Annotated in this window: 19 protein-coding genes and 5 tRNA genes; 17 read left to right on the forward strand and 7 right to left on the reverse strand. The window is 60.8% G+C overall.

Annotation, left to right across the window (positions count from 1 at the left end; all coding sequences use genetic code 11):
• Positions 1 to 30: 30 nt before the first annotated feature.
• The 3 genes from B9Y51_RS08300 to bcp form a co-directional block, all read right to left on the reverse strand.
• Positions 31 to 1,665, reverse strand: coding sequence for an ABC transporter substrate-binding protein (locus tag B9Y51_RS08300; RefSeq protein WP_085529382.1), 1,635 nt, complete (start codon positions 1,663 to 1,665; stop codon positions 31 to 33).
• A 112-nt stretch (positions 1,666 to 1,777) separates the two neighbouring features.
• Positions 1,778 to 1,862 (reverse strand) — tRNA-Leu (locus B9Y51_RS08305).
• Between the two features lie 90 nt (positions 1,863 to 1,952).
• On the reverse strand, positions 1,953 to 2,432 hold the full coding sequence (gene bcp, locus B9Y51_RS08310) for a thioredoxin-dependent thiol peroxidase (protein WP_085529383.1): 480 nt from the start codon (positions 2,430 to 2,432) through the stop codon (positions 1,953 to 1,955).
• Between the two features lie 121 nt (positions 2,433 to 2,553).
• On the opposite strand from bcp, the gene B9Y51_RS08315 reads away from it, so the two are divergent.
• The gene (locus B9Y51_RS08315) at positions 2,554 to 3,114 is read left to right on the forward strand and encodes a MarR family winged helix-turn-helix transcriptional regulator (protein WP_245826118.1); all 561 of its coding nucleotides are present in this window, start codon (positions 2,554 to 2,556) and stop codon (positions 3,112 to 3,114) included.
• Positions 3,115 to 3,194: 80 nt separating this feature from the next.
• Here B9Y51_RS08315 and B9Y51_RS08320 read toward each other — a convergent pair.
• The 3 genes from B9Y51_RS08320 to B9Y51_RS08330 form a co-directional block, all read right to left on the reverse strand.
• A tRNA-Lys gene (locus tag B9Y51_RS08320) sits at positions 3,195 to 3,270 on the reverse strand.
• Between the two features lie 36 nt (positions 3,271 to 3,306).
• A tRNA-Lys gene (locus B9Y51_RS08325) sits at positions 3,307 to 3,379 on the reverse strand.
• 111 nt (positions 3,380 to 3,490) lie between these two features.
• Positions 3,491 to 3,943 (reverse strand): hypothetical protein, encoded by a 453-nt coding sequence (locus B9Y51_RS08330; RefSeq protein ID WP_085529385.1) that lies wholly within the window; start codon positions 3,941 to 3,943, stop codon positions 3,491 to 3,493.
• Between the two features lie 451 nt (positions 3,944 to 4,394).
• Between B9Y51_RS08330 and B9Y51_RS08335 the strand changes: the two genes are divergently transcribed.
• From B9Y51_RS08335 to B9Y51_RS08405, 15 genes are all read left to right on the forward strand, one after another.
• Positions 4,395 to 6,212, forward strand: a complete 1,818-nt coding sequence (locus tag B9Y51_RS08335; RefSeq protein ID WP_048678048.1) for an acetolactate synthase large subunit — start codon at positions 4,395 to 4,397, stop codon at positions 6,210 to 6,212.
• Between the two features lie 3 nt (positions 6,213 to 6,215).
• The gene (gene ilvN, locus B9Y51_RS08340) at positions 6,216 to 6,725 is read left to right on the forward strand and encodes an acetolactate synthase small subunit (RefSeq protein WP_048678049.1); all 510 of its coding nucleotides are present in this window, start codon (positions 6,216 to 6,218) and stop codon (positions 6,723 to 6,725) included.
• Positions 6,726 to 6,894: 169 nt separating this feature from the next.
• Positions 6,895 to 7,920, forward strand: coding sequence for a ketol-acid reductoisomerase (ilvC, locus tag B9Y51_RS08345; RefSeq protein ID WP_048678051.1), 1,026 nt, complete (start codon positions 6,895 to 6,897; stop codon positions 7,918 to 7,920).
• 120 nt (positions 7,921 to 8,040) lie between these two features.
• Positions 8,041 to 9,645: a phosphoglycerate dehydrogenase gene (gene serA / locus B9Y51_RS08350; protein WP_085529386.1), complete on the forward strand. Its 1,605-nt coding sequence runs from the start codon at positions 8,041 to 8,043 to the stop codon at positions 9,643 to 9,645.
• A gap of 135 nt (positions 9,646 to 9,780) precedes the next feature.
• A complete protein-coding gene (metG, locus tag B9Y51_RS08355; protein WP_048678055.1) occupies positions 9,781 to 11,331 on the forward strand; it encodes a methionine--tRNA ligase in 1,551 nt (516 codons plus the stop codon).
• A gap of 111 nt (positions 11,332 to 11,442) precedes the next feature.
• Entirely contained in the window at positions 11,443 to 12,051 is a 609-nt protein-coding gene (locus B9Y51_RS08360) for a hypothetical protein (RefSeq protein WP_085529387.1), read from the forward strand.
• Between the two features lies 1 nt (position 12,052).
• Positions 12,053 to 12,652 (forward strand): hypothetical protein, encoded by a 600-nt coding sequence (locus B9Y51_RS08365; protein ID WP_085529388.1) that lies wholly within the window; start codon positions 12,053 to 12,055, stop codon positions 12,650 to 12,652.
• An 81-nt stretch (positions 12,653 to 12,733) separates the two neighbouring features.
• Positions 12,734 to 13,801, forward strand: a complete 1,068-nt coding sequence (locus B9Y51_RS08370; protein ID WP_085529389.1) for a 3-isopropylmalate dehydrogenase — start codon at positions 12,734 to 12,736, stop codon at positions 13,799 to 13,801.
• A gap of 85 nt (positions 13,802 to 13,886) precedes the next feature.
• Positions 13,887 to 14,984: a branched-chain amino acid aminotransferase gene (locus tag B9Y51_RS08375; RefSeq protein WP_085529390.1), complete on the forward strand. Its 1,098-nt coding sequence runs from the start codon at positions 13,887 to 13,889 to the stop codon at positions 14,982 to 14,984.
• 87 nt (positions 14,985 to 15,071) lie between these two features.
• Positions 15,072 to 15,848 (forward strand): fumarylacetoacetate hydrolase family protein, encoded by a 777-nt coding sequence (locus tag B9Y51_RS08380; protein WP_048678064.1) that lies wholly within the window; start codon positions 15,072 to 15,074, stop codon positions 15,846 to 15,848.
• Positions 15,849 to 15,923: 75 nt separating this feature from the next.
• A complete protein-coding gene (gene gltX, locus B9Y51_RS08385) occupies positions 15,924 to 17,444 on the forward strand; it encodes a glutamate--tRNA ligase (RefSeq protein WP_085529391.1) in 1,521 nt (506 codons plus the stop codon).
• 222 nt (positions 17,445 to 17,666) lie between these two features.
• Positions 17,667 to 17,738 (forward strand) — tRNA-Gln (locus B9Y51_RS08390).
• Between the two features lie 128 nt (positions 17,739 to 17,866).
• Positions 17,867 to 17,939 (forward strand) — tRNA-Glu (locus B9Y51_RS08395).
• Between the two features lie 93 nt (positions 17,940 to 18,032).
• Positions 18,033 to 19,775: a dynamin family protein gene (locus tag B9Y51_RS08400; RefSeq protein WP_085529392.1), complete on the forward strand. Its 1,743-nt coding sequence runs from the start codon at positions 18,033 to 18,035 to the stop codon at positions 19,773 to 19,775.
• Positions 19,772 to 21,469, forward strand: coding sequence for a GTPase (locus B9Y51_RS08405; RefSeq protein ID WP_085529393.1), 1,698 nt, complete (start codon positions 19,772 to 19,774; stop codon positions 21,467 to 21,469). The genes B9Y51_RS08400 and B9Y51_RS08405 overlap by 4 nt, the downstream gene beginning before the upstream one ends.
• Here the strand turns inward: B9Y51_RS08405 and B9Y51_RS08410 are convergent.
• Positions 21,463 to 22,188, reverse strand: a complete 726-nt coding sequence (locus tag B9Y51_RS08410; protein ID WP_143468063.1) for an IclR family transcriptional regulator — start codon at positions 22,186 to 22,188, stop codon at positions 21,463 to 21,465. The two genes, B9Y51_RS08405 and B9Y51_RS08410, sit on opposite strands and share 7 nt — an antisense overlap.
• Before the next feature lie 240 nt (positions 22,189 to 22,428).
• Between B9Y51_RS08410 and leuC the strand changes: the two genes are divergently transcribed.
• Positions 22,429 to 23,832, forward strand: coding sequence for a 3-isopropylmalate dehydratase large subunit (leuC, locus tag B9Y51_RS08415; protein ID WP_048678068.1), 1,404 nt, complete (start codon positions 22,429 to 22,431; stop codon positions 23,830 to 23,832).
• Positions 23,833 to 23,839 lie beyond the last annotated feature (7 nt).

The raw sequence follows: 23,839 nt of genomic DNA on the forward strand, positions 1-23,839 counted from the left end.
AGTGTGATGCTTGGAACACTGATGCGTGACTTAGGAGTCTTTCCTGAGTTCCACGAGAGAAAGGTTCTCGACGCCGGTCGCGGCCAGAGGATAGGAAATGACCTTTGGGCTTAGAGCCACCGCTGACACCGGGTACGCAATCGGAATGGCCGGCATGATCTCGGCGATGTCCTCATTGACCTTCTTGTACAGATCCGAGCGTTCGTCGCCGTCCGGTAGGCCCGCGGCGCGGTGAACGTGATCGAAGAGTTGCTGATCCGTGAAGCCAAATTGCGGGTTGTCTTGACGGAAGAGGGGGGAGATGAAGTCATCAGGGTCCCGGTAGGCGCCCATGTACCCGGTGAGCGCGAAAGCCCTGTCAGAGTTCGCGGAATTAATCTTGCTGAGATAGTCGTCGTCCCAACGAATGGGCATGGGCTTGATGGTGAAGCCGACCGAGGTGAGGTCACCGGCGATCTTCGCGAACACCGCCTCTGGCTGCTGGATGTACGCCAGGGAGACGTTGGTGGGGTAGTAGAACTGGAGTTCTTCGCCCTTGTAACCCGACTCTGCCAGCAGCCTCTTAGACAGCCCTTGGTCCTGGCGGTAGGCCGACGAGGTATCTTCCCCTCCCATCTTGAAAAGTTCGGGCACGAAATCGTTGGCGACGTTGGTGCCGTTGGGGTACTGCGTGGACGCAATCTGGGAGCGCCCCAAGGCGTGGGCCGCCGCCCGTCGAACGTTGACGTCCGCCAACGGGCCAGCCTTCTGATTCATGGTCACAAAGGCCACCGAATACGGGTCCCGTTGTTGGATTTGGTAGCCGCGTCGCGCGAGATTGACGAAATCGTCGATGCCGACCTGGTCATAGGCATCGACCGACTGAGCCAATAATTCGTAATAGCGCTTTTGGGAGCTCGGTACAGTCAGGAATGTCAGCTGGGTGATGTGTGCAGAGGTGCCCCAGTAATCCGGAAAACGTGAAAGTTTCGCCGTGTGGCCATCCCACGATTCCATCAGGAAGGGCCCCGTCCCCACGGGGTGCGAACCGAACTTCTCGTGATCGGCAAAGGCCTGAGGTGAGCCTATGCCAAAGGCAGGTTGCGTCAGGGCTTTCACGATGGAGGGGTATGGAGTGCTGATCTTCAGTTCGACGGTGTGATCGTCGAGCGCCGTGCAGGAACGGTAGATCGTCTGCTGAGCCTTGCCGTCGGCGGCCGTCGAGCGAAAGATTGTCTGGTAAGCGGTTTGATTGACCTGCTCGGTGTCGGTGTTCTTGGCCCAGCGGTCAAAGTTCTTGCGCACGACGTCGGCCGTCAACTTGGTGCCGTCGTGAAAAGTGACATTACGCCGGAGGGTGAAGGTGTAGGTCAAACCGTCCTTTGAGGAGGTCCACTCGGTCGCCAAACCTGGAGTGGGCTTGCCCGTATCCGGGTCTGCCGCAACGAGCGTCTCGAGAACCTGCGCCGAAATCCGCGACGTCTCCAAACTGGAGGTAATGGAAGGGTCCAGAGTCGGTGCGGCCGCCGCATTCCCAAAGGTGAAGGGAACTTCGGCCTGCTTCGTCGCGCTGGCAGAAGCGCCTGAGCTGGGAGCGGAAGATTCTCGGGACGAGGAACAGCCCGCCAATGCAATGCCTGCGACGCCCAGCGAACCGGTCAGAAGGCTTCGTCGCGTCGGGGCCACTCGTCATCTCCTCGGTCGATCGAAGCAACCCAGGGGTCTGTTTGCTCGATGTCTCTTCTCTTCTGGAACGTTCCCGCGGTCGCTTTCCCAGAGGGGAACCGGAACGTCATGTTGGTGCGCGAGGCGGGACTTGAACCCGCACGCCTTACGGCACAGGAACCTAAATCCTGCGTGTCTGCCAATTTCACCACTCGCGCTGGCCGACCAATTCGGTGACACCACAGTCTACATGAGCCACCGTGGCGAACTGGGCATGTCTCGGCACCGCCGGAAGGCCTCCGTGGACCTTAGGAATCGATCCCTAGGTCTCGGCGTAACTTGGCAACGTGGCCTTTTGCCCGGACGTTGTACTGCGCTGCCACGACCGTGCCGTCCTCATCGATGACGACGGTCGAACGGATGAGGCCGACGGAGACCTTGCCGTAGTTCTTCTTCTCGCCCCAAGCGCCGTATGCTTCGGCGATCTCGTGGTCGGGGTCGGAAAGCAACGGAAAATTGAGTTCCTGTTCGGACGTGAACTTCTCGAGCGCGGCCGGCTTATCCGGGGAGATGCCGACGACTGTGTAGCCGTGTGACGCTAGCGACTCCAGATTGTCACGAAAATCGCAGGCTTCCGTGGTGCAACCCGGAGTGGAGGCCTTGGGGTAGAAGTAGACGACCACGCGGGAGCCGGCAAAGTCTTTCAAGGACACCGTTTCCCCGCGGGAATCTTCGGCGCTGAAAGCGGGGGCGGTGTCTCCGGGGGTAAGGCGGTGGGGCGTGCTCATGTGATGTCCTTCCCATCGATGGTGGGGTTTCTCCTCGTTTCCCTGATTCTAATGATGCTCACCCGTAATATGTGGTCGCTACTGAGCTTTGGGTCGGTGACGACCGCCTATAATCGCCTGCATGCCTCACATCCAGGAATGGTCGATCAGCCGGTTGATGTCCACCGCAGCGCGCATGCTGGAGCACAATTGGAATCGCCAGCTTCAATCGCTGGGACTCACCCACGCGGGCGTCATGGCCTTGGACGTTATCAGTCGTGAGGGAAGTTTGACCCAGGCGCAGACCGCCCACAAAGTCGGTGTCCAAGCGCAGACAATGGGGAAGACTCTCACTCGATTGGAAGCCCACGGTCACATCGCGCGTCAGCGAAGCACCATGGACCGTCGAAGCTATCTGCTCGTGATGACCGACAAGGGGCGCGACGCTTTGGCCAAAGCTACGGCCATCGAGGAAGAGCTTGCCGGCACCGGCGTTCTGAACCATGGAGAGTTACGTGAGGCTTTGGAGCAGGTGATCCGCGACCTCTCGGATACGGATACCATGCCTCTCACGGTGGTCAACGAGACCATGGAAAGCCTGCCCCTGGAGTCGCGGTGGGTTGCCGAAGACGTCGCTTCTCGTCGTATGGATGACCCGACGCCGTCGGCCGAGCCGCTGCCGTCGGACGTTCCGGCGTCGTAAGAGGGGCACGCCCCGAGGCACGGTGCATCGACCAGCAAAGACAAAAATGCCCGATCCTTGAGAAAGGATCGGGCTATTTCTGGTGCGCCCCCCGGGACTCGAACCCGGAACCCATTGATTAAGAGTCAATTGCTCTGCCAATTGAGCTAGAGGCGCGTGTTGCATTTGGGTGAGAAGCACGGAGTGCTTCCGTGCGCCCCCCGGGACTCGAACCCGGAACCCATTGATTAAGAGTCAATTGCTCTGCCAATTGAGCTAGAGGCGCCTACCTTTCCACGCTCAGACACACAGCCTGGCGCTTCGGCAACGAACTGAAACTATACGCAGGGCGAGAAGCCGGTGCAAGTTGAGGTGCCGCATTGTGATGCACTGAACGTTAGAAAGCAGAAATCTCTCGAATGTAGTCGAGAAAGTCCTCACGATCAGCTTCTTGCTCGAGTATCTCGGTGCCGTGGGGCGTGTCGACCTCCGACAGGGGCGAGACCTTCAGATCGAAGACGGCGCCAGATGTCGTTTCCAAGGAGAAAGAGTCGCTGGATGAGGCCGCCGCCTGGACGAGATTGGTGTTGTCGATGGCGACGGGGACCCCGATGGCATGCATTCGGTTGGTGTCCATGGGGACGATGACGATTTCCGAGGGTGCCCGGCGGTATCCCACGATAAAGTGCCCCGAATCCTCCGCGAGGGTAGGAGTCATGGGCGATTCGGCGCGATGCTCAATTCCGGTGGTGTACACGAGGTTGTACGCGCCGTAATTCATGACATGTCGATCGAAGACATCGCGCAATCGCTCGGAGAGGACGGTAGTAGGTTCCGTTTCGCGGGGCATGGTGCCGATTCTAACGACGTGAATAGTCCTACTGGCCGGTTGCGTACAAACTGTGGACGATCATCGGCACATTTCGTCGATGGGCTCCTGTTTGCATGATGACGAGCCGTGACGCTCCGTGTCGATGCGGAGCCTGGTGTCAGTGTCACCGGTTTCACATTTTGATACGTTTTTGACCGTCTCGGCGCCCGACACAGATTATGAATCCATGGCACAGCACAATTTCGTCGTTCTATCTGACGTACGCGTCTCGCTCATTATTGCGGGTCGCGCGGGACGTCGGGCCTAGACTTCGTCGAAATTCGAACCGCGCTACCCCTCACCAGCACCTAGGTTGAGGGGTTTTTTCGTGTCAGGCACGGTCTCACCGGACCTGTAGGGCACGGAGGGGCCGAAACGTGGCCTCGAGCCCGAATAGCAGAACCGATTACCAGAGCAGAAGGACCATCACATGAGCAACGAATCGTCGGTCACGCCGGCCACGGTTGCTGCCTCGACATCCGGATCGCCGAGCAGCGCCCCACGAATCACGGGTTCGGAAGCGGTCATTCGCACGCTCGAGAAGCTCGGTGTCACCGACGTCTTCGGGTTGCCTGGCGGCGCCATTCTTCCAACGTACGACCCCTTGATGGACTCGGAGAGCATTCGGCACATTCTCGTCCGCCACGAGCAGGGTGCCGGACACGCGGCCGAAGGCTATGCGCTCGTCACGGGAAAAGTCGGTGTTTGCATTGCGACGAGTGGCCCCGGGGCGACCAACCTCGTCACAGCCTTGGCCGATGCCCACATGGATTCGGTTCCCATGGTCGCGATCACCGGCCAGGTTGGCTCCAAGGTTCTGGGCACCGATGCCTTCCAAGAAGCGGACATCGTGGGCATGACCATGCCCATTACCAAGCATTCCTTCATGGCATCCAGCGCGCAGGACATTCCGCGCTTGCTGACCGAGGCCTTTCACCTAGCGTCGACGGGTCGACCGGGGCCGGTGCTGGTCGATATCACCAAGGACGCGCAACAAGGCCTCATGGATTTCACCTGGCCCGTGGAGATGCAATTGCGGGGGTACCGACCCGTCGTCCGAGGTCACCACAAACAGGTTCGCGAGGCCGCTAAGCTCATGGCGGCCGCGGAACGTCCCGTTCTGTATGTCGGTGGGGGCGCCATGCGTGCCCACGCCTCAGAAGAATTGGCCGAATTGGTTCGGCTGACAGACGCACCCGTCGTGACGACCTTGACGGCCCGCGGCGTGTTCCCCGATTCCGACCCTCATCATTTGGGCATGCCGGGGATGCATGGTTCCGTTCCGGCGGTCTCGGCCATGCAGGAAGCCGACGTGCTCGTGGCTCTAGGGGCGCGCTTCGATGACCGCGTGACCGGCGTCGTGGACTCCTTTGCCCAAAAGGCGAAGGTGGTGCACGTGGACGTTGACCCTGCGGAAATCTCCAAGATCCGGGCCGCCGATGTGCCGATCGTTGGCGATCTCAAGGTGGTCCTCCCTGAATTGACCGAAGCGATTGGCGAGGTCTTTGAGAGTGCAGGTGCTCCCGATCTGGGTGGCTGGTGGGCGGTGCTCAACCGCATCAAGGAAGAGTACCCGTTGGGGTACGTGCCCACCGACGACGGACTGGGCTCGCCGCAGTACGTGATCGAGCGAATCGGACAGATCACCGGACCGGAGGCCGTGTATGTTTCCGGCGTCGGCCAACACCAGATGTGGTCGGCGCAGTTCATTCAGTATGAACGTCCGCATCAGTGGCTGAACTCTGCCGGCTTGGGCACCATGGGCTATTCGATCCCGGCCGCTATGGGAGCCAAGGTGGGTAATCCGGACCGAGTGGTGTGGGCCATCGACGGAGACGGCTGTTTCCAGATGACGAACCAGGAACTCGCAACCTGCGTGCTCAACAACATCCCGATCAAAATCGCGGTCATCAACAATTCCTCGCTCGGTATGGTGCGGCAGTGGCAGACCTTGTTCTACGACGGTCGGTATTCCAACACCCATTTGAACACCGGGCACGACACCGTCAGAATCCCCGACTTTGTCAAGCTCGCGGAGGCTTATGGATGCGCGGCATTCCGCTGTGAAGGCGACGACGACGTCGATGCCACCATCCGGAAGGCGCTCGACATCAACGATCGTCCCGTCTTGATTGACTTCACCGTGAGCCCGGACGCGATGGTGTGGCCCATGGTGCCTGCGGGAGTCTCGAACGACGCGATTCAAATCGCCAAGGACACCTCGCCCGACTGGAACACGGAGGAATAATTCATGTCACGTCATACGCTGTCTGTTCTGGTCGAGGACACCCCCGGAGTCCTTGCCCGCGTTTCGGGCCTCTTCGCCCGCCGCCAGTTCAATATTGACTCCCTCGCCGTGGGTGGCACCGAGGTCCCGGGAATCTCTCGGATCACCGTGGTCGTCGACGCGGACGGGGTCCTGCTCGAGCAGGTCACCAAACAACTCAACAAGTTGATTCACGTGTTGAAAATTGTGGAGCTGCCATCGGAAACTTCGGTGCAGCGAGATCACATCATGGTCAAGGTTCGTGCCGATGCGGCAACACGCATACAGGTCACGCAGGCCGCCGACCTATTCCGCGCCCAGATTGTCGACGTCTCCACAGAGTCCGTCATTATCGAGGCCACCGGAGCGTCTGAAAAATTGCGGGCGTTTTTGGAAATTTTGGAGCCCTTCGGTGTGCGCGAGATCGTGCGCGCCGGGACTCTCGGCATGGGCCGCGGCGCGCGGTCCATGAGCGAGAAGGCCCTCCGTTACTAAGTCTCCGCGAAACATATTTCCGCGAAGAGTTCACATATTCGTCACGTGACGGTGTCCAACCGTTGCGTGGGGGACCGGCCTACTAGGGTGAAAACTGGTGGCTCGGTCCACAACGACCAGATACTGCGGGCACCGGCCCGCGGAGAAGATCAGAGGAGTTCTCAATCTCATGGCTGACATCTTTTACGACGACGACGCAAACCTCGCGGCAATTCAGGATCGCTCCGTCGCCATCATTGGCTACGGTTCCCAGGGGCACGCACACGCTCTGAACCTCCGCGATTCGGGCGTCGACGTGCGCATCGGCCTCGCGGAGGGTTCATCCTCGCGTGCCAAGGCCGAAGCCGAGGGATTGCGGGTGCTCACGGTCGCCGAGGCCGTCGAGGAAGCCGACGTCATCATGATCCTGACCCCGGACCAGGTTCAGGCGCAGCTCTACAAGGAATCCATTGAGCCGAATCTTCAGCCGGGCGATGCCTTGTTCTTCGCTCACGGATTCAACATCCGTTTTGGGTACATCAAGCCGCTCGATGGCGTGGACGTCGCCATGGTCGCCCCGAAGGGCCCCGGTCACACCGTACGCCGTGAATTCGAAGCGGGCCGTGCGGTTCCGGCCCTCGTTGCCGTGGAAGTTGACGCCTCAGGTAAGGCCTTCGAGTTGGCTCTGGCCTATGCCAAGGGCCTGGGAGCGACTCGTGCCGGCGTCATCAAGACCACCTTTACCGAGGAGACGGAATCGGACCTCTTCGGTGAGCAGGCCGTTCTCTGCGGCGGTGTGTCGCAGTTGATCCAGTATGGCTTCGAGACGCTGACCGAGGCCGGATACCAGCCGGAGATCGCCTACTTTGAGGTGTGCCACGAGCTGAAGCTGATCGTGGACCTCATCAACGAAGGTGGAATCACCAAGCAGCGTTGGTCCTGCTCCGATACAGCCGAATACGGTGACTACGTCTCCGGCCCCCGCGTGGTCACCCCGGATGTCAAGGACCACATGAAGGAGGTCCTCTCGGACATTCAGGATGGCACCTTCGCTCAGCGCTTCATGGATGACCAGGCCAATGGCGCCAAGGAGTTCAAGGAGCTGCGGGAGAAGGGGGCTTCGCACCCGATCGAGAAGACCGGCCAGGAATTGAGGAAGCTCTTCTCCTGGAAGTCCAGCGATGCTGACTACACCGACGGTTCGGCGGCTCGCTGATCGCCATCGATCGGTGACACCCGACGCGGCCGGTCATCCGACATCACGGATGGCCGGCCGCCGTCGTGAGTGCTCCTTCCACCACTTCCACCCCACTCAATAGTTCGAAGGGAACTACCAGTGACCCAGACCCCCGTGGTTCTTCTCGCCGAAGAGCTTTCTCCCGCGACCGTGGACGCGCTCGGCGCCGGTTTCGAGATTCGTTCCACCCATGGCGCCAACCGTGACGAGTTGCTTCGCGACATCGCCGACGTCGACGCCATCATGATTCGTTCCGCGACCCGATTGGATGCCGAGGCCTTTGCCGCGGCGAAGAATCTCAAGGTCGTTGCCCGAGCCGGCGTCGGCCTCGATAACGTTGATATCGCGGCGGCCACCGCTTCCGGTGTGATGGTCGTCAACGCGCCGACGTCGAATATCATTTCTGCCGCGGAATTGACGGTCGGACACATTCTTGGCCTGTGCCGCAATATTTCTGCCGCCGATGCCTCGATGCGGGCAGGGGAGTGGAAGCGCTCGAAGTACACCGGTGTGGAGCTCTTCGAGAAGAAGGTCGGCATCATCGGCTTGGGCCGGATTGGCGGCCTGGTGGCTGAGCGTCTGCAAAGCTTCGGCACGGAGATCCTGGCCTACGATCCGTTCGTGAGTGGCTCGCGCGCGGCCTCGCTCGGTGCCAGCATGGTGGACCTCGAGACGTTGTTCCGTGAGTCGGACATCATCACGATTCACATGCCCAAGACCCCCGAGACGGTCGGAATGGTCGATGCCAAGGCGTTTGAGCTCATGAAGCCCTCGGCCTTGGTGGTCAACGTGGCCCGCGGAGGCCTCATTGACGAGGACGATCTGGCTCAGGCCTTGAAGAACAAGACCATTGCCGGGGCAGCCATTGACGTCTACGTGTCCGAGCCTGCCGAGGACGTTGACTTCGTGGGGCTAGATAACGTGGTGACCACGCCTCACCTTGGTGCTTCCACGGTGGAAGCCCAGGAGAAGGCCGGAATTTCCGTCGCAAAGTCGGTGAAGTTGGCCCTGGAAGGCGAACTCGTGCCCGACGCGGTCAACGTGGCCGGTGGACCAATCGACGCCGAAGTGCGTCCCGGTATCCCGTTGGCGGAGAAGCTCGGTCGCGTGCTGACGTCATTGACCCAAGATTCCGCCCTCGCCAGCGTCGAGGTCAAGATCGCGGGGGAGATCGCGGATCGCGATGTGTCGTCACTCAAGCTCGCCGCTCTCAAGGGCGTCTTCACCGATGTCATTTCTGAGAAGGTCTCCTACGTCAATGCGCCGGGGATCGCGGAACAGCGAGGCGTCGAAACGTCGTTGACCACAACGCACGAGGTCGAGGGATTCCGCAACGAGACCACACTCTCGGCAATCCTCGCGGATGGTTCGCGGGTCAGCGTCTCGGGAACCGTGACCGGGCCCAAACTCGTGGAAAAGCTCACAGGGATCAACGGTTTCGATTTCGAGGTCGCCCTGACAGAGAACATGCTCTTCTTGGACTATCGCGATCGTCCCGGTGTCATCGCGGCGATGGGAACATTGCTGGGAACCGCGAGCATCAACATCGCGGGCATGCAGGTCTCGAGTAGCTCGGACCCGTCCAAGGAACAGCGGGCTTTCTCGGTCCTCGCCCTCGATTCGGCCGCCACGCCAGAACTGCTGGCATCGATCAAGACGACGATCGACGCCGACTTGGCGGCCTCCGTCTCCTTGGCGGAATAGGGCAGCGTCCTTGAGCCGACGCAGACGCCGGCCTCGTCCGAACGGGACCTGGCCGGCGTCTGTATGCCCCAGTTTGTCGTCCACAGACCTCAGACCGAGTCAGTCTGAACTCGAGTCTGCTTTAGAGTAGGAGCCATGACTTCCACGCCTGCCGAGCCGTTTTACATCACCACCGCGATCGTTTATCCCAATGGGGATCCCCACATTGGTCACGCGTATGAGCACATTGCGACGGACGTCATGGCGCGTTTCAAGCGCCTCGACGGATTCGACGTCCGCTTTATGACGGGCACGGATGAGCATGGCCAGAAGATGCAGACTTCGGCTCACAAACAGGGCGTGACTCCGAAGGAACTCGCCGACGCGAACTCGGCGAAAATCCGGAAAATGGATGACCTCCTCGGCATCAGCTATGACCGGTTCATTCGCACCACCGACGAAGACCACATGGCCGCGAGCCAGGAAATGTGGCGTCGTATGGAGGCCAATGGCGATATCTATCTCGACAAGTACGAGGGATGGTATTCCGTTCGTGATGAGGCCTACTACGCCGAGGAAGAGACCGAAGTTCGTGCGGACGGCATTCGGTACGCCATTCCGACCGACACCGAGGTGGAATGGACCGAAGAGGAGTCATACTTCTTCCGGTTGTCGAAGTATCAGGATCGTCTCCTGGAGCTCTATTCCACCGAAGGTTTGGTGTACCCGGAGTATCGGCGCAATGAGGTCGCCTCGTTCGTGAAGTCCGGTCTTCGGGACCTCTCCATTTCGCGGACGACCTTCGATTGGGGAGTTCCGGTTCCGGGCAATGACAAACACATCATGTACGTGTGGGTCGATGCCCTCACCAATTACCTCACCGGCGTGGGTTTCCCCGATACGGAGAGCGACATGTACCGCTCCTATTGGCCGGCCAACTACCACGTCATCGGCAAAGACATCACACGCTTTCACTCCATTTATTGGCCGGCCTTCCTATGGTCCGCCGGCCTCGACGTTCCGCGCCGCGTCTTCGCCCATGGGTTCCTCCTGGTGGATGGTGCCAAGATGTCCAAGTCGGTCGGCAACGTGCTCGATCCGGCGCAATTGGTCGATAGCTTCGGTGTCGACCCCCTGCGCTTTTTCCTTTTGCGCGAGGTGACCTTCGGTCAGGATGGTTCGTATAGCGCCGAAGCCATCATTTCCCGTATCAATTCCGACCTTGCCAACGACCTCGGCAATTTGGCACAACGTTCGTTGTCCATGATCGCCAAGAATTGTGAGGGGACCGTTCCCACTCCCGGCGTCTTAACCGCGGAAGATGAGTCCATCTTGGAGACCGTTGACAACCTCTATCCGGCGGTTCGCGCGGACTTCGAGGAACTCGACTACCACAGGGCACTGGAGCGCATTTGGCGAGCCATCGCGGATATTAATAGGTACTTCACCGCGCAAGAGCCCTGGAAGCTTCGGAAGACTGACGCCGAGCGTATGGCAACCGTCTTGTACGTGACGGTCGAGTGTCTTCGCATCGTCGGAATTTTGGTCCAGCCGGTCATGCCCGAGTCTATGGAGAAACTTCTGGGCCAGTTGGGGCAACCGGAGGGCAACCGCCGGGTCTTCGCAGCCTTAAGCGATCGAATCGAGCCTGGAACGCCCTTGCCGAAGCCCGAGGGGATTTTCCCGCGCTTCGAGGCCGCTGAATAGAACGGGTGCATGCAGCATCCCGGTAATTCATTAAACAAGCCTTAAACCCGGTTATTTGATATACCGGGTTTAAGGCTTGTTTGATGTGGTCCCGGGTGAGAGGATCGTTCTATGTTCGTTCTGACCGTTGACCAAGTGGGTTCCCGATGTGAAAGCGACGCGGTGCCGAGTCTCGACGAGGTAGACGGTGCAAACCGGGCCCTCGTGGGCTTCGATCGCACGGCGGGAGATGAGGCCCAAGCCGTTTTCGACGACGCCGCCGCGGCACTGACGTGCGCTCTCGGTCTTGCCATCATGGGAACCTGGCACTGTGGCATTGGCCAAGGTCAGATCGATCTGCCCTTGCCTGACACGGCGAGGGAAGGTCGAGGATCGGCCTTCGTGAATGCCAGGTCGGCGGTAGAAGCGGCCAAGAAATCTGGGTCGCACCACCTGGGTTTTGTGTCAGATGACCCCTTGGGTGCCGGCATTCAGGCCGCCTTGCGCGTCGTCGTCGCGCTTCGGTCCAAACAGCGACACACCACTCGAGAGGCCTACGACCTCGCGCTCGAAGGAGGCACCCAGGCCCACATCGCCGAGCGCCTAGGCATTAGCCAACAGGCCGTATCCGACCGACTAGCTTCAGGTATGTACCGTGAATTGGAAGATCTGAAGGCAGGGGCCCTGCACTGGGCAGAGGCGTTGGATCGGGCGACTCTTCCCGGAGAGGCAAGGTCATAGCGTGGCCTACAGTGCACTGATCCTCATGACCTTGGCCGCCCTGGGCGGGATGGCCAGTTGTTTCCGCGTCCCCGGAGTTTCGGTGAGGGCTCGGCAAGGCTGGGCGGGCGCATTTGCCGTACTTTTGGCGGCGGCTGCGGTGCTCGCGGCCATCGGCTCGATCCGGACGGAAAGTTCGGGCCTCTCGCCGCTCGTCGGTGCGGTAGTCCCCGCTGTCGCCACGGTGGCCGCCGCCTTGACGGGTTCCCCCGTGACGGCAGCGGTCTTGGAACTCTCAAAGCGGAGTGACCGCCATTATCTTTCCTCGGAGGATGGGGAGTCGGTGGACGGTCCGCTGGGCGACATCGATGACCCCGAAAGGACGTCCACGCTTCATGGCGGGGTATGGATCGGAGTCCTCGAGCGAGTAGGGGGGGGCGTGACCATACTGGTCGGATGGCCCACGGGATTGACCGTCTTGGCCGCCATCAAAGCGCTCGGGCGATTCACGGAACTCAAGAGGGCGGACGCCGTCGAAAGGTTCATTTTGGGCACCTTCGCCTCATTTCTATGGGCCGCTGCCTGGGCGGGCGTTGCATTGCTCTTGATCGACAAGGTTTAGATTGACGCCACGTTCGGCCACAATGTGAGAAGGCGTTCTACTATGTGGACCCGCGCTCGGAGAGACCGCTAATTTATCCCTATGAGCGAGACCACCATGAGCCGGACCATCGACCTCGCCGTTATTCCCGGAGACGGGATCGGCCCCGAGGTCATCGAACAAGCCCTGAAAATCGTCACCGAGGCGGCACGAATTCACGGCACCACCGTAGACCCGACGCCGTACGAGCTCGGCGCGGAAGCGTGGCTTCGAACAGGCGAGACCTTGAGCTCGGAAAAGCTTGATGCTTTGCGGAGTCACGATGCCATTCTTTTCGGCGCAGTGGGTGCGGATCCCCGGTCGGCAGAAGTGCCGTCTGGTTTGATCGAGCGGGAAATTCTGCTCAAGCTCCGCTTCACCTTTGACCACTTCATCAACCTCCGACCGTCGCGTTTGTACCCGGGTGCGGTGTCACCCTTGCGCGAGCCGGGAGACATCGACTTCGTCGTCGTTCGTGAGGGCACCGAGGGGCCTTACGTCGGCAATGGCGGCACGGTCCGGCAGGACACGCCACAGGAAATCGCGACGGAAGTATCCGTCAACACCGCTCATGGTGTTGAACGCCTGATTCGCTACGCTTTCGAGCTCGCAGACTCACGGGATCGACAGCACGTGACCTTGGTGCACAAACACAATGTCCTGGTGCATTCTGGTGGGCTGTATCGTCGCACCTTCGAAAGAGTTGCCGCAGAATATCCGCAGGTCAGCACGGACTATATTCACGTGGACGCGGCCACGATCTACATGACCACCGAGCCGTCCCGATTCGACGTGATCGTCACCGACAATCTTTTCGGCGACATCTTGACGGACCAGGCCGGCGCGATCTCCGGTGGTATCGGCTACGCAGCATGCGGCAATATCAATGCCGCCGGCACCGCGCCGTCGATGTTCGAGCCGGTACATGGCTCGGCGCCCGATATCGCCGGCCAAGGGATTGCCGACCCACGTGCGGCGATCCTCGCGGGGGCCCTCTTGCTGCGGCACCTGGGGGAGGAATCGGCAGCGAGTACGATCGAAGCAGCGGTCGAGGCGGATATGGAGGCCCATGGATCCAGCCGTCGGTCAACTCGAGAGGTTGGATCGGCGATTCTCGGCCGACTTGCCTAACCACGAACAATGACGGGGTGCGACGTCGCAATGATGCGATACCCACTCCGGCGCATCACCCCACCATCGCCGAAATGGAGCTCCCATGACTCAGCAATCATTCGCCTTCACTGAAAACCCCGACCCGGCCTCCTCCGCGCGGCTGAATGAGATCCTCGCGGCCCCTGGCTTTGGCGAGTACACGACCGATTACGTCGCCAAGGTTGATTGGTCCGGTGACGGCGCAGGCTCCGGCGAGTGGAAGAACGCACGTATTGAGCCGTACGGTCCGTTGGTTCTTGACCCCGCCGTCTCGGTATTCCACTACGGCCAGGAGGTCTTTGAAGGCCTCAAGGCGTATCGCCATATGGACGGGTCGGTGTGGTTATTCCGTCCGGAGGCGAATGCTCAGCGGTTGCGACGTTCGGCACGTCGTCTGGCCCTGCCTGAGTTGCCGGACGAACTGTTTCTGGAGGCGGTGACGTCGCTCGTCCGTCAGGATTCACGGTGGATTCCCGATGGCGAAGGCACATCGCTCTATCTGCGTCCTTTCATCATTGCGACGGAGAAATTCCTGGGGGTGCGTCCCTCGCGGGAAGCGCTATTTGAGGTGGTCGCGTCGCCGGCGGCCAACTACTTTGGCACCCCTGAACCTGTCGACATTTGGTGGTCTCGCCAGTACGCCCGCGCGGGTGTTGGCGGCACCGGGGCAGCCAAATGTGGAGGCAACTACGCCGCGAGTCTGGTGCCTCAAATGGAGGGTGAAGCACACGGCTGCAAGCAAGTGATGTTTACGGACGAGAATCGGGATCACGCGGTCGAAGAGCTCGGGGGAATGAACGTGTTCTTCGTCCTTCGGGATGGGACCCTCGTCACGCCCGCATTGACGGGGACGATCCTCGAAGGCATTACCCGAATGTCCATCATCGAGCTCGCCCAAGAGCGAGGCCACACGGTGGAGGAGCGCACGATCACCGTGGACGAGTGGCGTCGTGGCGTTGAATCTGGAGAGATCAGCGAGGTCTTCGCCTGCGGAACGGCCGCGGTGATCGCCCCCATGGGGCGCTTGGTCTATGAGGACGGCGAAATTCCAGCGGCGGCTCAGACCAACGGCGAAGTCACCACGTGGTTGCGATCTCAGCTGACAGGCATCCAGACCGGACGAGTCGAGGACCGATTTGGCTGGATGCAGCAGGTGATCTGAGCGCGGCGGCCCTGCGACGGCCCGGAGGCGTGTTCGCCCAACGCGCTCGACGGGCGTCGGGGCTCCGGTACACGCTAACCTAGGGGCATGCGCATTGCTCGATTTACCGCAGAGGACCAGCTGTTTTACGGACGGGTCGACGGAGAAGAAGGTCAGGAAACCCTGACGGTGCTCGCTGGAGACCCCTTCTACACGGGAATTAACCCCGTGGACAAAACCTATTCAATGGAGGACGTTCGGCTCGTTGCGCCGATCATCCCGCGTTCTAAAGTAGTCGCGGTGGCTCGCAACTGGAACGACCACGCCAGCGAATTAGGCAACGAAGCGCCGACGACTCCCCAGTTTTTCCTCAAACCGAATACGTCTGTGGTTGGCCCCGGAGACCCTGTCACGTTGCCGGACAACAGCGAGGAAGTCTCGTACGAGGCCGAACTTGCGGTCGTCATCGGCCGCATGTGTAAGTCGGTTCCTCCGGAGCGCGTGCCCGAGGTCGTTTTCGGGTACACCTGCGGTAATGACCTCACCGCCCGGGACCTCCAGCGTTCTGATCTGCAATGGACGCGCGCCAAAGGTTTCGACGGCGCGTGCCCCTTGGGCCCGTGGATCGAGACCGAGCTGGAAACCGAAGACCTTTCGATTCGCTCGTGGGTTGACGGAGATCTCAAACAAGATGGCTCGACCAAGGACATGACCTTCGGTGTCGCCGAATTGATTTCCCACATCTCCGAAGCCTTCACACTCTTGCCTGGTGACGTGATTTTGACGGGAACGCCCGCGGGCGTGGGCCTCGTCGACGACGGCCAGGAAGTCGAGATCGAAATCCAAGGCATTGGAGCGCTGACCAACCGCATGCGTCGGGCCTAAGACCACAGACCGCTGAACTGGGTGGTTCTTGTCCCGAGCCCCACCGACGACGAAAGAGACGTGTAACTCATCATCATGACGACCGAAGCTATTCAGCCCACCGTGAGCGAGGACCGCCCCGTCCGCGTTCGATTCTGCCCGTCGCCCACGGGAACTCCGCACGTGGGCATGGTCCGTACCGCATTATTTAACTGGGCCCATGCCCGTCACACGGGTGGAAAGCTCGTGTTTCGCATCGAAGACACGGACGCCCAACGCGATTCGGAGGAGTCGTTCCACCAGGTTCTCGAATCTCTGCGCTGGTTGGGGATTGAGTGGGACGAAGGCGTGGACGTTGGTGGTCCCCATGAGCCCTATCGTCAGTCCCAGCGCGGTGAGATCTATCAAGAGGTCATCGGCAAACTACAAGAGGGCGGCTTCCTCTATGAGGACTTCTCGACTCCTGCGGAAGTTGAGGAGCGTCACCGCGCCAAGGGCGAAGACCCCAAGCTCGGATACGACAATTACGACCGAAATCTCACGGAGGAACAGAAGGCCGCGTTCCGTGAAGAGGGCCGGGAGCCGGTGCTTCGTTTGCGAATGCCGGATGAGGACATCACGTTCAACGACGTGGTCCGAGGGGAGATCACCTTCAAAGCCGGTTCTGTTCCCGACTACGTCGTGGTTCGCGCCAATGGCAAGCCGTTGTACACCTTGGTCAACCCCGTCGATGACGCTCTGATGGGCATTACCCACGTGCTTCGGGGCGAGGACCTTCTCTCCTCGACACCGCGGCAAATCGCCTTGTACCGGGCGCTGGTCCAGGTGGGCGTCGCGGAATTTATTCCTGAATTTGGGCACCTTCCCTACGTCATGGGTCAGGGAAATAAAAAGCTTTCCAAGCGCGATCCCGAGTCCAATCTGTTCTTGTTGCGGGAATCAGGCTTCATCAAGGAAGGCCTTCTCAATTACCTTTCGCTCCTGGGATGGTCGCTTTCTGCGGACGAAGATATCTTCACCGTGGAACAGCTCGTGGAGAATTTCGACGTTCATGATGTTTTGGCGAATCCCGCACGATTTGATGTCAAAAAAGCGGAAGCGATTAACGGGCAGCACATTCGGATGCTCGAGCCGGCCGACTTCGAAGAGCGTCTGTTGCCGTATTTGCGGCAGGGAGGCATCGTCGGTGAGGAACTCAGTGACCGGGAGCGCGCCATTCTCCGCGAGGCCGCTCCGCTGGTCCAGGAGCGTATGCAGTTGCTGGGGGAGGCCCCTGGACTCCTCGGATTCCTCTTCCGCGCCGATTCCGACATCGAGATTGCCGACGACGCCCGGAAGCAACTCAAGGAATCCGCGCCTCAGGTCCTGGAAGCGGCGGAAGCAGCGTTGACGAACCTTGAATCCTGGGAGGCATCAACGATCGAACAAGCACTCCGTGAAGCCATCGTGGATGGCTTGGAGATCAAGCCGCGCTTGGCCTTCGGCCCGGTGCGTATCGCGGTTTCCGGGGCTCGAATTTCCCCGCCCCTCTTTGAGTCGCTCGAAATCTTGGGACGGGAGTCGTCGCTGGCGAGAATCAAGGCCTTGCGGCAAGACCTGGCGGCATCCAGCTCCTAGCCGACACGGGTCCATGGCCTCTCGACACATGTGGCTATGTCGTGTGTCGGGAGGTCATGCCGCTGGCGTCGGTCGTGGACGTGGGGCGCAAACGAACTCGGGGTGAATTGCGAGTGTCGTACCCCACGTCCTCTCAGCTTGCACGGCCTGGGATGGGGCGGTAGAGTCTTTATTCGTTGCGGCGATGACGCAGGGCCTTTCGGCCAGGGCGCAGACGCACAGTGGGATATGGTGTAATTGGCAACACAGCGGTTTCTGGTACCGTCGTTCTAGGTTCGAGTCCTGGTATCCCAGCGGTTACGGATCATCACTTTCAACAGTGATGGAAGTAACATTCTTCGATTTGGAAACACACTTGAAAGTGTGTAAACTAAGTCGAGTCTTCCTGAGGAAAGAATACATCTTTCACAGGAAATCAATTTGGCCCCATCGTATAGCGGCCTAGTACTCCGCCCTCTCACGGCGGCAACACCGGTTCGAATCCGGTTGGGGTCACGGCTACAAAAAGTCCGGCACATTGTGCCGGACTTTTTGCGTATCTGACGGTTCTTTCTTCGGAGCCGCTCCTGTGTATGCCAAGATGGCACCGTGGATACACCCGAGCACGCATCATTTCTCACCGCCTGTGAGGGGCTTGAATATGCCCTGAACCGCGTCGATTTCCCCGTGGAAACTCGGAACGTCGCATCAGGCCGCCTGATGCGAGATCGCTTGATAGGCCAGGTGCGCGACTATTTCTTGCCTCGAGCCCGGCATCTGGAGTCGCCTCTCACCATGGTTGTCGGTGGCTCGACCGGAGCAGGCAAGTCCACTTTGGTCAACTCCCTCATGCGGGCCACTGTCAGCGCCTCGGGCGTGGTGCGCCCAACTACTCGTCGTCCTGTCTTAGTACACCGGGCCGAAGACACGGCATGGATGGGACCCGACCGGCTACTGCCTCACATGCCGCGCGTCGAACACGGATCGACCAAGTCCGGCAACGATGATCAAGAACTCGAAGTGTGCGTGAGCGACGCCGCGCCGGGCGGCATCGCACTGATCGATGCACCGGATCTTGATTCTGTGTCGGACGACAACAGGCGATTATCCAGGCAGCTGCTCGAGGCCGCCGACGTCTGGCTCTTTGTGACCACAGCCAATCGATATGCGGACGCGGTTCCTTGGGCCGTCCTGGAACGAGCGGCCGAGCGCCGGATCGCCGTGGCGGTCGTCCTGAACCGTGTGCCGGCCGGTGGGGGAGCTGAAATCCTCGCAGACCTGCGGCGTCTACTGGCCGAAAAGGGATTGCACCCCACCTTGACGGTGTCGATTTCTGAACAGGAGCGGGACGAACGCGGCATGCTTCCGGAGTCGGCAGTTGAAGGGCTCCGGTCGTGGCTCGATGCTTTGGGTCGAGATGCAGAGGCCCGAGCGGATATCGCGGCGAGCTCCTTGGCGGGTGCAGTGGACGCCCTCGATGCCGATCTCGCGGCCCTCCAAGAGACGGTCCGAGAACAGCACGAAGCTCTCGAACAGTTGGAGCACGACGTCGTTGCCGCCCAAGAAGCCGCCCGCAAAAATATCGTGGATTCGATGAGCGACGGCGCCTTGCTACGGGGCGAGGTGCTCACCCGGTGGCAGGAATTCGTGGGGACGGGCGAATGGTTCCGCCGGCTGGAAAACGGCGTCGGTCGTGTGAGGGACAAGCTCGGGAACTATCTGCGAGGAAACCCGCGACGTGCCGAGCGCATCGAGTCGGAGCTCGAATCGGGGTTATTTCGTGTGATCGTCGAGGAGACGGCAACGGCTGTGGAGGACGCCCACCGTGCCTGGTACCGAGACCCGGCCGGACGCGGTCTTTTGGACGGGGACGACCTCGGTCACCTGCCTTCGGACTTTTCGGACCGTACCCAAGAAGAAATCCGGGCCTGGCAACAAGGCATTATGACCATGATGTCAACGGAAGGTGCCGGCAAGAGGCAGCGTGCTCGCTTCCTCTCGATGGGTCTGAACACTGCTGCGGTCGTCCTGATGATCGTGGTGTTTTCGGCTACAGGTGGCCTCACGGGAATCGAGGTGGGCATCGCCGGGGGAACCGGCGTCGTCGGGCTCAAGCTCCTGGAGGCCATTTTCGGAGAAGACGCGGTGCGCCGGATGGCCGAACAAGCGCGTTCCGACCTCGTGAATCGGATTGACGGACTCTTGGACGAGGCAATGGAGGCTTTTCGGGCGCGTCTGCCCGAAACGGAAGACGCTGTGCGGGTAATTGCCGAAACGAGGCAACGGATGGCGGCTGCCGGGCGGGAGCTCCGCTCACGCGAGCGACACGTGAAAAAGGGCGGTCGGGAATGAAAAACGACGAGCTGTTCAGCATCGACCAGCGAGCCGCGGCCCTTTCGGAGGCCCTCGATGCGGGCCGGGGGATAGTGCCGGACGATGTCGTGACTCAGGCCGACGACGTGGTGGGGCGGGTCCTGGAGCGGGCCGGCGTCTGTGCCGAGGATACGGTCGTGGGATTCTTCGGAGCCACGGGTTCCGGAAAGTCCAGCCTGTTCAACGCCGTCACGGGCAAGAATTTTGCGACAGTGGCCGTTACACGCCCGGCAACCACTGAGCCTATGGCGGCCGTCTGGGGCGAGGGCGATCATCGGCCGCTCACACAATGGCTGGGCATTGAAACCGTTCATCGCCTGGGATCGGGGCACCGACCAGGGGCGGTTGGTGAAAAGTCGTTCTGGGAGAAGTTGCGTCAGGCCTTCCCGGGCGGTGGCGGGAACGAATCGTCCGGTGGCGTGGTCCTCGTGGATCTGCCCGATTTCGATTCGATTCGACGTCTCAACCGTGAGGTGGTCGAACGTTTTGCCGAACGAGTCGACGTCATGGTGTGGGTCTTCGATCCGCAGAAGTACGCGGACCATCTGATCCATGCCGAATTCATCACCCCGCTCTCGCGGCACGGGGGCCTGATGCTCGCCGTGCTCAATCAAGCCGATACCCTCCACGACACGGAGTTGCCACCGGTGCTCGATCACTTGGCCGAACGCCTCGACATAGATGGCGCGGCGTCCCACCTGGCGCGTCCGCCCTTTGCCGTGTCGGCGCGGGACGGTAGGGGTATTGATGAGTTGGGCGAGGCTATCAACGACGTCGTCCGAGGCAAGAATGCCCTTAACCGTCGACTCGCCGGGGACCTCGACGCCGTAGCGGAGCGGCTCTCCCGTTATGACGGCGGCCCCGAACAGATCGAGATCGGAGGGCGAGCCGCTGATGACCTCGCCGTGGGGTTGTCCTCGGCTCTTCGCGCCGACGACTTGGTCGAAGCTTCCCGACGTTCCCAGCTACGACGCTCGGCCCGGCACACCGCGTGGCCTCCGTTGCGATGGGTCCGTCGTGTGGGTCAAGACCCCTTGCGGAGAGTGGGAATCACCCGGCCTACCGGCGATCACGCCGGCATGAGCAGGCAAGCTCTTCCAGAGTTCGACGCCGGCGCCCGAGCTACCGTGTCTGCGGCCATTCGCCGGTGCGCTGAGGAGTCTGCGAGTGGCGTGGGGGAGCCTTGGCATCATGCCGTGCGAGACGCCGGTCGTTCTCGGATGTCCGCGATTCCCGACGCCCTGGAGCGCGCCGTCACGGCGTCGGACTTCGAGACGGAGCGTCGTCGTTGGTGGTGGGGTCCCCTCAACGTCGTGCAATGGCTGGCACTGGCTACTTTGGTGGTAGGCCTCGGCTGGCTGACCGCGCTTTTTGCGGCCGATTACGTGAGGATGCCCCTCGCGGATCCCCCCGATGTACGGGGGACGGGTATTCCGGTGCCCACCGTGCTCCTTGCTGGTGGCGTGGCGCTAGGCCTTGTGACGAGCGGGGTGGCGGCCTGGATTCGTGGTTTCAGCGCGAGACGGCACGCCAAGCGCTTGCGAGCCCGCATCCATGAGCAGTGTCGGCAGGTCGGCGAGCGAGAAGTCTTGGCGCCGATGGGCGAGGTATTAGAGCGTCGGAACCGGATGCTCTCGTCGTTATCCCAGGCCAGAGACCATCACATTTACTGATGCGCGCGGAGCGCATCGGTGAGTTGCCGCGCCGCCTGACATACGACGTCGGCGTGGAGGCGGCCAGGTTGCCTCGTGAGCCGTTCGATCGGGCCAGAGATGGAGACGGCTGCGATGACCTTTCCCGAAGGATTACGGACGGGAGCCGAGACTGAGGCGATACCTCGTTCTCTTTCCCCGACAGACTGCGCCCAGCCACGGCGTCGGACCGCGGAGAGCACCGTTGCCGAGAAGCGAGCCTGACGCAAGCCGTCCAAGAGTCGGTTGTGATCCTCCCACGCGATGAGCACCTGAGCAGCCGATCCGGCCTTCATGGACAGCTGAGTTCCCACGGGGATCGTGTCTCGTAATCCGATCGGCCGTTCCGCAGACGCCACGCAGATTCGCCATTCTCCCTGACGTCGGTACACCTGCGAGGACTCCCCGGTCAGGTTGCGCAACTGATTGAGCACCGGGCCTGCCGCGGCAATCAAACGGTCTTCACCGGCCGCCGAGGCCAGCTCTCCGAGGCGAGGACCGAGTACGAAACGGCCTTGGATGTCCCTGGAGACCAGACGATGGTGGGTGAGGGCCACCGCAAGTCGATGTGCGGTGGGACGTGCGAGTCCGGTCGCTTCCACGAGCTGGGAGAGGCTCGCGGGCCCCGCCTCAAGACAATCGAGAATATGGGTTGCCTTGTCCAGAACGCCGACGCCGCTGGGGTGAATGGTAACGGACATGGGATTGGCCGTTCCTTTGCCTCCCAGGATTCCCTCTCGGGCGGTTCCTGTGGGCGGGGCAATGCTCTCGGCCGTGGTGTCGTCTGTTGATTCTGGAGAATGGCTCATGGTGCTAATGGTGAGGTCTCAAATGTTGGAATGCAAGTCCACGTTGTGGAAAGCCTAAAAATCGCCGGGCACAATGAGAGCAACACACACAGGACATCGGAGGACACCTTGGTTGACTCAGCGCATCGCCCAATGACCTTGGCCGAGAAGGTTTGGTCGGATCACCGCGTCGTCGCGGGCGAAGATGGCCGTCCCGACCTCATCTACATCGATCTGCATCTCGTCCACGAGGTGACCTCTCCTCAGGCCTTTGAAGGCCTTCGCCTGGCGGGTCGGAAACTTCGTCGCCCGGATCTGACGATCGCGACGGAAGACCACAACACTCCGACGCAAGATATTTTTTCTCGCATCGCTGACCAGACATCGCGACAACAAATCGAAACCTTGCGTGCGAATGCCGAGGAATTCGGCGTGCGAATTCATTCACTGGGAGACGCGGAACAGGGCATCGTGCACGTCGTCGGGCCCCAGCTGGGTTTGACTCAACCCGGCATGACGGTCGTCTGTGGAGACTCGCACACCTCGACTCACGGTGCCTTTGGCGCCTTGGCCTTCGGCATCGGTACCAGCGAGGTTGAGCATGTGATGGCAACCCAGACCCTTTCCTTGGCACCCTTCAAGACGATGGCCATTACCGTCAACGGCCACCTCAAGCCGGGCGTGACGGCCAAAGACATCATTCTTGCCGTTATCGCGAAAATTGGGACCGGCGGCGGGCAAGGCTACGTGCTGGAATACCGAGGCTCCGCGATCGAAGAATTGTCGATCGAAGGCCGCATGACCATCTGCAACATGTCGATCGAGGCAGGTGCGCGTGCCGGCATGGTTGCCCCAGACCAGACGACGTTCGACTACGTGCGACAACGGCCGCATGCGCCCCAAGGAGAAGACTGGGATCGTGCGGTCGAGTACTGGTCGTCATTGCGTACCGATGAGGGCGCATCGTTCGACGCCGAGGTTGTCATCGATGCGAACGAGCTGGAGCCATTCGTGACGTGGGGAACCAACCCTGGCCAGGGTGTGGCTCTCTCCGAATGTGTCCCGGATCCAGAGGATGCGGGTGACGAGAATGCCAAGGCATCGGCGGTCAAGGCCCTCGAGTACATGGACCTTAAAGCAGGCACGCCCATGAAGGATATTGCCGTAGACACGGTGTTCCTAGGGTCATGCACCAATTCCCGCATCGAGGATCTTCGCGCGGCGGCGGAGATCCTCCGAGGGAGGACGAAAGCCCCGAACATCCGCATGATGGTTGTCCCGGGATCGGCACGCGTGCGTCTTCAGGCGGAAGAGGAAGGCCTTGACCGAGTGTTCCAGGAATTCGGCGCCGACTGGCGGTTCGCGGGATGTTCGATGTGTCTTGGCATGAATCCAGACCAGTTGGCCCCGGGGGAGCGTTGCGCATCAACCTCCAACCGAAATTTCGAGGGACGGCAAGGTAAAGGCGGCCGCACCCACCTCGTCTCGCCCCTAGTCGCAGCGGCGACAGCAGTGCGAGGCACGTTGAGCTCGCCGTCCGACTTGCAGGAAGCCTAGGAGGAAC

Origin of the sequence: Kocuria massiliensis (assembly GCF_900169715.1) — a bacterium.
GTDB classification, from domain to species: domain Bacteria; phylum Actinomycetota; class Actinomycetes; order Actinomycetales; family Micrococcaceae; genus Rothia; species Rothia massiliensis.